This is a genomic window from Acetobacter lambici, assembly GCF_011516885.1.
GTDB classification, from domain to species: domain Bacteria; phylum Pseudomonadota; class Alphaproteobacteria; order Acetobacterales; family Acetobacteraceae; genus Acetobacter; species Acetobacter lambici.
In genome coordinates this window covers 1-7351 of sequence record NZ_WOTD01000068.1, presented here as the reverse complement: position 1 = coordinate 7351, position 7351 = coordinate 1, and the positions used below count along the sequence as shown (strand labels likewise).

Below are 7351 nucleotides of genomic sequence, written 5' to 3'. Positions count from 1 at the left end.
CACGTGTCAGAATCTGAAAAATCCTCATGGAAAATTCAAGGACTATACGTGCTCCCATGGTGGCAGTTTATGATCAGGCCAGTTCTGAAGCAGACATTCGGCTTCCCCCCCGTTGCCGTCGTTTTCTGCCGGGAAAAGGCTGCGGATTTTGGGTGCGTCCGGGCCTTTTAGAGTCAGAGGACTGCGCGAAATTTCGTGACGGGTTGAGAGGGTGGGAGAGAGTCTCCTGTCCGCCCGTCATGGAGTTTTTCGCCATGGCGACCGCTATTCCCAAAATCAGCCTCAGTTCGTCCCGTGATATCCCGTTCAACCGGCTGGTCCTGTCCCAGTCCAATGTGCGGCGTGTGAAGTCCGGCCTGTCGATCGAGGAACTGGCCCGCGATATCGAGCGCCGCGGATTGCTGCAGAGCCTGAATGTCCGGCCAGTCGTTGACGATGCCGGGGTTGAGACCGGTACCTACGAAGTGCCGGCCGGTGGGCGTCGTTTTCGCGCGCTCGAACTGCTGGTGAAGCAGAAGAAACTGGCGAAAACGGCACCCGTGCCGTGCGTCGTGCGCGAGGCAGGGTCGGCCATTCTCGCCGAAGATGATTCCCTGGCCGAGAATGTCCAGCGGGTAGCCCTGCATCCGCTGGATCAGTTTCGCGCCTTTCGTGACATGCTGGAGAAGGGTATATCCGAGGAAGAAATCGCTGCCGCGTTCTTCGTCGCACCGACCGTGGTCAAACAGCGCCTGCGGCTGATGACGGTGTCGGACAAGCTGCTGGATATCTACGAGCAGGACGGCATGAAGCTGGAACAGTTGATGGCCTTTTCCATCAGCGATGACCATGCCCGTCAGGAACAGGTCTGGGAGATCGTGTCCCAGAGCCATAACCGCGAACCCTATGTCATCCGCCGCATGCTGACGGAAAAGACCGTGCGGGCTTCGGACGCCCGTGCCCGTTTCGTCGGGCTGGAGGCCTATATCGTAGCGGGTGGTCCCATCATGCGCGACCTGTTCGAGGCCGATGACGGCGGCTGGTTGCAGGATCCGGCCATTCTGGACCGGCTGGTCATGGAAAAGCTGCATGCAGCCGCCGAAGATATCCGTGCAGAGGGTTGGAAATGGGTCGAAACCGCCCTGTCATTCCCATGGGGCCACACACGGCAGTTTGCGGAGATCGATGGCACGGAAATGCCGCTGTCCGATGAGGAGACTGCCCGGCTTGCAGCCCTGCGCGCCGAGCAGGAAAGCATCGAGGCTGAATATGCCCAGGCTGATGAATACCCGGATGAGGGTGATGCAAGGCTGGGCGAGATCGAACAGGCCATCCTTGCCCTCGAAGAACGGCCTCTGGCGTTCGATCCCGCTGACATGGCGCGGGCGGGGGCCTTCGTAAGCCTCGCCAGCGATGGTACGTTGCAGTTGGAGCGGGGGTTTGTGCTCCCCGAGGACATGCCGGCTGAGCCGGAAGAGACCGATGATGCGGGCAACGCCGATCAATACAATTGCCCTGCGTATGATGGGCAGGAGCACGATAGCGCAGGCGATGGTTATCAGGAGGGGAAGAGCGATAGCATCTCTCCCGACGTGGAACCCGAGGAAGAAGACGGGATCAAGCCGCTGCCTGACCGGTTGCTTACCGAACTGACGGCCTGGCGCACGCTCGCCCTGCGGGACGCCTTTGCCAGCAACCCGCACATCGCGCTGACCGAACTGCTGCATACCTTGGTGCGCGATGTTTACTGGCAGACACCGGGTGCGGATTGCCTGGAAGCCTATGTCCGGGAAATCCCGCTGCCGGTCCATTCCTCCGACATGCCAGGCAGCCTGCCAGCCCACGCGCTGCGACAGCGTAACGATGGCTGGAAGCACGATCTGCCGGACGACGAAGACGCGCTGTGGCGCTGGATCGCCGGGCTGGATGATACCAGCCGCATGGCATTGCTGGCGCATTGCCTGTCCTTCGGGATTAACGCGCTCTATGAGCGCATGCCCGCCTATGGTGCGGTGTCCCAGCGCAGCGTGACCGAACGCCTCAAGCGGGCCAATCGACTGGCGTCGGCCCTCAGCCTTGATCTGATTGAGGCTGGCTGGCAGCCCACGGTCGAGAACTATCTCGGCCGGGTGACCAAGGCGCGCATCCTGCAGGCGGTGCGGGATGCACGTGGCGACGAAGCGGCTGACCGCATAGTTCATATGAAGAAGCCCGACATGGCGCGCGAGGCCGAGCGGCTGCTTGATGGTTCGGGCTGGCTGCCCGAGGCGTTGCGGACCGTGGGGCTGGCCGATCAGGCACAGGTTGAAACGGTGACGTCAGGCGGGGATATGGAGGCCATCGCCGCCGAGTGACGCAATGAGTTTTGGAATTGTGAGACAGCGGCTTCCGGTGCCCGGAAGCCGCTTTTTTCGTGTCCGGCATACCGGAAAGAGGGAGAGGTCGGCTTCGCCTTCTGTGCCGAATAACCGGCATAGAGGAGAGTTTTCCATGATCACAACCACCATCCTGTCCCCCGCGTCCCGTGGTGCCGCATCCGGCGGCTTCAGGATCGATCCTTCGCGTGGGGAGCGCAGTGCCCGCGTATCGTCCGAGTGGTTTTCCCGCCCCGATGACGAACGCTATCTGTCGCTGTCCGACCTGCATGCCGCGACCCTGGCGCGAGCAGATCGGGCCACGACCCGCACAGTGGAAAGCCGCGCCATTCGCGTGGAAGCCTCGCGCGACAATGCCGAGCGCCTGACCCTGACTGTACCGGGGCAGCAGGAGCCGATTGCCCCCACACACTGGTCGTTCGGCCAGATGTGCAGTCTGGTCAGCGCGCCATCGTCCTACCTGCGTAACCTTCCGGCTCCACTGGCGGCGATCAATCTCCAGCACGGCCTGCTGTCACACCGGGTTGAACTGATCAAAGCACTGGAAACCGAGGACGGCCGCGTGGAACTGCGCGCGGTCACCGGGCCAGATTACGGCCGCATCTGGGACCACGAACTGGTCGGCGCGGTGCGGAAAATTGCCGGTGACGGCACAGGTGATACCAACTGGAAGGTGCCCGGTGTCATCGACTGGGCGACCATGACCCATAATCCGTATGTGGATATCACGAAGGAGACGACGACGCTCTACGCATCAGATCGCGATGTTTTTCTGTTCCTCGTGGACGATACACACCCGATTGAGGCCGGACGCCTGCCCAATGGCGATCCCGATCTCTATTTCCGGGGTTTCTATGCGTGGAATTCTGAAGTCGGCAGTAAAAGCCTTGGTATTGCGTCATTTTACCTGCGCGGAGTGTGCCAAAATCGCATGCTCTGGGGCGTCGAAAATTTCGAACAGATCACGATCCGGCATAGCAAGTTTGCAGCATCCCGCTTCGTGCATCAGGCGACACCAGCGCTCCGGAATTTCGCCACGGCCAGCCCGGCCTCGTTTGTTTCCGGTATCCAGGCTTCGCGTCGGGCGCTGGTGGCCAGAACCGATGATGATCGCGAAAGTTTCCTGCGCCGTCGCGGGTTCTCGAAACCGGAAACCGCGAAGATCATCGAAACCGTGCTGCACGAAGAGGGCCGCAAGCCCGAGAGCGTGTTCGATTTCGTGCAGGGTATTACCGCACTGGCACGCACAAAAGCCAATCAGGATACGCGGCTGGATCTGGAAGAAAAGGCCCGCAGGCTGATGGAGCGTGCGTCCTGAAAGCCGCTTTTCTGTATTTCCGCCAATACGTTTTTACGAGCCCGGCCCCTGCGCCGGGCTTTTTTCGTTTCGGGAGTTTTTCCGATGGCTGATTTTTTCACGCATTTTTCCTGCGTGCTCGACGTGGGCACGGTGGACAATGCCGCAAAGGGGCTCGATCTCTACAATGAATTCATGGACGAACTGGCGGCGGAAGACCCGCCCTCTGACGGTTTCATTCTGTCGATCGTGCCTGAATATGGCGGCACGAAACTCTGGATGCACGATGAGACGACCGGAGATCCGCATCAGGTTGTGGAGTTCGTGCTGCGCTGTGCGCGAACATTCCGGTTGCGGGGCCGATGGGGATTCCAGTGGGCCAATACGGCATCCCGCCCCCGGATCGGCGCCTTCAGCGGCGGCGCGCATCTGCTTGACCTTGGCAGGCGCAAAGCGATTTCATGGATGACCACTGATCGCTGGCTGGCGATTGCCCTGGACGGAGGCAATCCCGACACAGGAGGGCAAGGCGATGACTGGACATGATGCTGGGGATCTGGCTCACCGTCTGGCGGAGAACGCGGAGGCGGTATGCCGACGCTATCTGTCCGCCGGTCGCCGTCATGGCAATTACTGGCTGGTCGGTAACGTACGCAACACCCCCGGCCGGTCGCTGTTTGTCCGGCTGCACGATACCGCCAACGGCAGGGCCGGTAAGTGGACCGATGCGCAGTCTGGCGAGCATGGCGACCTGCTTGACGTGATCCGCGAAAGCCTCGGTCTGGTGGATTTCCGCGACGTGGTCGACGAGGCGCGCGCCTTCCTCAGTCTGCCTCGCCCTGATCCGGTGCCGCCGTCACAGGACCGGCCTGCCCGTGAGCGTGGTTCCGCCAGTTCGTCCGAAGCCGCGCGACGGCTCTGGGCCATGTCCGGGCCGATCGCGGGCACGTCCGTAGAAATGTATCTCCGCAGACGCGACATTACGCGTTTGCACGGAACCGCAGCCCTGCACTTCCATCCGCGCTGCTTTTACCGCCCGGACGAGGACAGTCCGACCGAGACCTGGCCCGCCATGATCACCGCCGTCACCGACCTCGACGGCACCCTGACCGGGGTTCATCGGACCTGGCTGGCGGCGGACGGGCGCGGCAAGGCGCCGGTCGATCATCCGCGCCGTGCCCTGGGCGACCTGCTCGGCAATGCCGTGCGCTTTGGCACGGTGTCCGACGTTCTGGCGGCGGGCGAGGGCATCGAGACGGTGCTCTCGCTCCATGAGATCATGCCCGCTCTGCCACTAGCCGCCTGCCTGTCCTCGGCGCATCTCGCCGCCATGATGTTTCCAAATACGCTGCGCCGCCTCTACGTGCTGCGCGATGACGATCCGGCCGGAGACCATGCGGTGACGATCCTGCAGACCCGGACGCAGGAAGCCGGGATCGAGTGCCTCGTGCTGTCACCGCGTCTGGCGGACTTCAACGATGATCTCCGCTACCTCGGGCGTGGCGCGATGCGGGCAATCCTGCATCCCCAGCTTGCCCCGCAGGACGTGGCGCGGTTTCTGCATCCCGTCACGCACTGAGGCGGCCCGGGAAGGGGGTGTGAGGGTCTTCTTCTTTCCGGTGTGCGCAGGGCTGTCCTGTTTCCGGATGGGGCGCGCCCGCGGCCTTTCTGGAAGGGGAGCGGGCGTCAGCCAGGCCGGGCCTGCAATGGCGGAACCGGCTATTTTCCGCCGCGCGTGCCGCGCTTTGCATCGCGAAGCAAAATAGCCGTCTCCCTGCCATCCTCCGCTGCGCTGCGGCCGCGCGTTGCGCGGTTCCGGCCCGGCCTTCGTCTGCCGCTGTCCGCCCCCGGAAAGGCCGCGAGGGGCGCGGCCAGAACCGGAGGACAGACCCATGACCCGCACACAGCACGATTTCGAACCCGCACACGCTACCTCTTCCACCGCTCATGTGCTGGCGGAACTCCAGCTTTACGGCCATCGTCCCTTCGAGGACGAGCCGGACGCGAGGCCGTTGCCCGACGCCAGCCAGATCGAGGGCGCGATTGCCGATATCTTCGATGCCCTGTCAGCCACACTGACCGACACGCGGCTGGAACCTGATCTCGAACCGCTGCTCTGGTCCACCGTCAACGTCTTTCACCGTATGGTCGGGCAGGTGGAGCGTGATCTTGACCGTAACGAGCAGGCGCAGAAACGCAGCCAGCAGGAACAGGATGGCAGCGAGATCCGCTCGGTGGAACTGGAGCGCCTCATCGCCGAGGGGCTGACCCTGCTGGAGCGACGCAATGCCTATGAGATATTCCGCGCCCTCGCCTGCGACCAGTTCGAACGCCTGACGATGTCGCCCTGGCGGCCACGCTCCGGCTCGCTGGTCAGCCGGAGCACCCTGACGGCGTCGATGATCGACAGCCGCGATTTCCTCAACGCCCGCCGCAAGGCCGAAACGGAGCTGCTCGTGCCACCCGGGCCAAAGGTCGCAGTGACCGGCGGGCTCGATTACGAGGACCATCTCCTGATCTGGAACCGGCTGGACAAGGTGCGTGAGAAGCATCCCGACATGGTGCTGCTGCATGGTGGCTCGCCCAAGGGCGCGGAATTCATCGCTTCCCGCTGGGCCGATCATCGCGAAATTCCACAGATTGCCTTCAAACCGGACTGGAACCGGCACGGCAAAGCCGCCCCGTTCCGGCGCAACGACGCCCTGCTGAAAGTCCTGCCCGTCGGCGTCATGGTATTTCCGGGTTCGGGCATTCAGGACAATCTGGCCGACAAGGCGAAGCAGATGGGTATCCCGGTCTGGCGGTTTCAGAAAAAGAATAGTGCCTGACAGGTTGTGAGGAAACCGTGCCGAGAAATCGGCACGGTAGCATAGGGCTACCGTATTGACGGTCTTTCAATGCCTGAAAGATAAGGCATGGCGCGTTTAACCCGGTTCTGCCGTCGATCCCGATCGACAACATTGACCTTATACCTTGAAACACGCCTGATTGACTTAGTGATATCTACAACTTGCTTTTTTTCGGTTTCGGCTGATGAAGCCTTCTTTTCACATTCGGCTTCAATGCGTTTCGAACATCCTTGTCGACGGTTGCAAGATCGAACCACTCGGGATCGAAATGGCCACCACACCAGGCCTTGGTTTCCCGATGCTCGGGATCCTTGGGGGAGCCGATTACCTCCAGAAACTGCTCATAGCCTGGAATGCCGCCGACATCCTCAGGCGGACGGGCTCGCGCGCCGTCAACACAGGTCGCGTGCTGGGGAGCGCTTTCGAGGAAAAGCAGATTTTCGATTTCTACGGTATGGCGCCAGTCGTCGCCAAAATCATAGACGTAGGTGAACGCCGTGCCCGCGTTGCGGAAATCTCGCAACCGGACCTGGCGCTCGTCAAAGACCTGAGGATCGCCGATGGCCGATCCTTCCGCAGCCTCAATGGCATTTCCGTAACGCAGTCCCCCGATCTCGAACTCATGGAGATGATAATTCCACCAGTTAAAGGCCGCCTGGATCGCGAGGTGAAGCTGCTCCAGGTTCCACGCACTAGGCACGACGAGACGCCGCCAGACGGCTGGTTCGATATCGTCGATTGACGCGGAAATCTCACAGAAGGGTTGTACATCGGGTTAGATTATGAAAAAGTCTGTTTTGCACAAAAGAAATTTTCGTAAGCTATAAGAAAACCCGATGCAGACAGAGTGT

Annotated in this window: 6 protein-coding genes; 5 read left to right on the top strand and 1 reads right to left on the bottom strand. The window is 61.6% G+C overall.

Going from position 1 to position 7351, the window contains the following annotated elements; translation table 11 throughout:
* The first annotated feature begins 254 nt into the window (after positions 1 to 254).
* The 5 genes from GOB86_RS14180 (at position 255) to GOB86_RS14160 (ending at position 6479) form a co-directional block, all read left to right on the top strand.
* Positions 255 to 2333: a ParB/RepB/Spo0J family partition protein gene (locus GOB86_RS14180; RefSeq protein ID WP_165993243.1), complete on the top strand. Its 2079-nt coding sequence runs from the start codon at positions 255 to 257 to the stop codon at positions 2331 to 2333.
* Between the two features lie 136 nt (positions 2334 to 2469).
* Positions 2470 to 3672 (top strand): DUF932 domain-containing protein, encoded by a 1203-nt coding sequence (locus GOB86_RS14175; RefSeq protein WP_165993241.1) that lies wholly within the window; start codon positions 2470 to 2472, stop codon positions 3670 to 3672.
* An 84-nt stretch (positions 3673 to 3756) separates the two neighbouring features.
* On the top strand, positions 3757 to 4197 hold the full coding sequence (locus tag GOB86_RS14170) for a hypothetical protein (protein WP_034932795.1): 441 nt from the start codon (positions 3757 to 3759) through the stop codon (positions 4195 to 4197).
* A complete protein-coding gene (locus GOB86_RS14165; RefSeq protein WP_034932798.1) occupies positions 4184 to 5230 on the top strand; it encodes a DUF7146 domain-containing protein in 1047 nt (348 codons plus the stop codon). Before GOB86_RS14170 ends, GOB86_RS14165 begins: the two co-directional genes overlap by 14 nt.
* Positions 5231 to 5543: 313 nt before the next feature.
* Complete coding sequence (locus GOB86_RS14160) at positions 5544 to 6479, top strand: DUF2493 domain-containing protein (protein ID WP_034932802.1); 936 nt, start codon at positions 5544 to 5546, stop codon at positions 6477 to 6479.
* 175 nt (positions 6480 to 6654) lie between these two features.
* On the opposite strand, the gene GOB86_RS14155 is transcribed toward GOB86_RS14160, so the two are convergent.
* Positions 6655 to 7251 (bottom strand): IS1096 element passenger TnpR family protein, encoded by a 597-nt coding sequence (locus GOB86_RS14155; protein WP_165993244.1) that lies wholly within the window; start codon positions 7249 to 7251, stop codon positions 6655 to 6657.
* Positions 7252 to 7351: the final 100 nt, after the last annotated feature.

Excerpts from the sequence above, each read along its gene's own strand:
- GOB86_RS14160 (WP_034932802.1), top strand. The coding sequence starts at position 5,544 with ATGACCCGCACACAGCACGATTTCGAACCCGCACACGCTACCTCTTCC.
- GOB86_RS14170 (WP_034932795.1), top strand. The coding sequence starts at position 3,757 with ATGGCTGATTTTTTCACGCATTTTTCCTGCGTGCTCGACGTGGGCACG.
- GOB86_RS14175 (WP_165993241.1), top strand. The coding sequence starts at position 2,470 with ATGATCACAACCACCATCCTGTCCCCCGCGTCCCGTGGTGCCGCATCC.
- GOB86_RS14180 (WP_165993243.1), top strand. The coding sequence starts at position 255 with ATGGCGACCGCTATTCCCAAAATCAGCCTCAGTTCGTCCCGTGATATC.
- GOB86_RS14165 (WP_034932798.1), top strand. The coding sequence starts at position 4,184 with ATGACTGGACATGATGCTGGGGATCTGGCTCACCGTCTGGCGGAGAAC.